Consider the following 1,596-nt stretch of genomic DNA (forward strand, 5'->3'; position numbering starts at 1 on the left):
GGCTGTATCGGTTCTAGTCACGCGCGCCTCCCGGCGTCCAATCTCGGCTGAGCTTTTGCAGTGCGAACCCCGTGGGCAGCGCCATCGCTCCAAGGACCACGGCGACCATCACGCATACCGCGGCAATGACGGGGCCCGACCCGCCGGTCGTGCTCAAACTCGCGCTAGTGACGCGGGCGAAGAGTGCGGCCGTGCCGCCACCAAGAAGAAGAGTGGCCCCGATGATGACTCCCATCCGATACGCCAGAATCGCTGGTAGGCGGGGGTGTGGGGAGAAGAGAGCGTCAACGGGCAGCGCCTTGGCGATCTGACGTCGCTGATCGTCGACGGTGCGGATCCAGACGGCGCTGATGAGGAGGATGCCTCCGGCGATCGCGAACCATCCAATCCACCGGAACGCGTGCGCGAGGTCGTTCGCACCGATGACCCAGTTTTCGCCACCGACCGAGACGTTCCACCCTGGGCCCCCGCTCTGTGCGACAGCTCGCTGGACGGCGTCTCGATCGACACGGGTGCCATCGACGTTGAACGCGACGTAAGCGAGGCGGATTTCATCGTTATCGGCAGGTACCGGCTCGCCCAGGTTGATCGCCACGGGGGTCGTTTGCCCACTCGTGATGGTTGTACTGAGCATGCCCGGCAGTTGGGTGACGGGGGTCTCTTCGCCCGGTACGAGGCCCCAGTGCTCAAGAGCAGGTTCGGAGCCGTGAATCGAGGTCATGAAGTCGTAGGACCCATCCTCGAGCTGGTGCGCCTCTTCCATCAGGGTGAGGATCCCGACGCTGTCCGGCAGTGCCGCAAGCGCCTCCTCGGAACCCACGAGGCCTGTCGAAGGTGGGGTGATCTGCACGAACCTGCCGTCGATTTGGTCGATCACCTTCTGCGCCTGGACGGCAGGGATGGCACCCATCAGCGCCCACGTGCTAGCCAGGCCCGTAACTACGATAAGCGCGGCGCCCGCCGCAGCGACGCCTGCTGCCCGTCGGGAGTTCTCCAAGCCACGACCGAGAAGCAGAGCCGTCGCTGAACCCTTGCGACGGGCGAGAGACGTGATGCCCCCGGCCCAGAGCGTCATCAGCTGGCCGACCATTGCGGGCATCAAGCACAGCGCGATCAGAGAGCCGCCGATCACCCACAGGACCGCCCCCCGATCCTCACCGGCAGCCACCGCAGCGACAGTTTCCGCAACTGCGACCTGCGAGGTCACCAAGACCGCCGCGACGCCGACAACGGCCAGCCATGGCCGTGAGCGTGGTGCTTGCACCGCGCGCGGGCGGTTACCCTGCGCGAGACGGCGGGGGTAGGTAGCAACGAACGCCACTAGCACTGCAACGAGCAGGCCTCCCAGCGCCGATCCCGCGTAGATGGCCGTGTGCCGCTGGACGTCGACGTTCCGGACCGTGAAGCCGGCGAACGGGACTGTGACGTCAGTGAAGTAGGTGACAAGCACGAGACCAGTGGCGAGGAGCCCGCCAACTAGCAGTGGCGGCAGAACTTGCTTAAGGAGTTCACGGTGGAGGCGACGGGGGTCGACACCTAGCACTTCGAGCGTGCGATTGAGCCGTGCGTGACGACGCATTGCTAGCTGCAGGGCCG

At 65.7% G+C, this 1,596-nt stretch carries 1 protein-coding gene; it reads right to left on the bottom strand.

Annotation, left to right across the window (positions count from 1 at the left end; translation table 11 throughout):
- Window positions 1-13 precede the first annotated feature (13 nt).
- On the bottom strand, window positions 14-1,596 hold a 1,583-nt coding region (locus ACFCZN_RS21270), incomplete at its 5' end, for a hypothetical protein (RefSeq protein WP_430558088.1).

This window comes from Isoptericola sp. NPDC056134, from assembly GCF_042264825.1.
Lineage (GTDB): Bacteria > Actinomycetota > Actinomycetes > Actinomycetales > Cellulomonadaceae > Isoptericola > Isoptericola nanjingensis.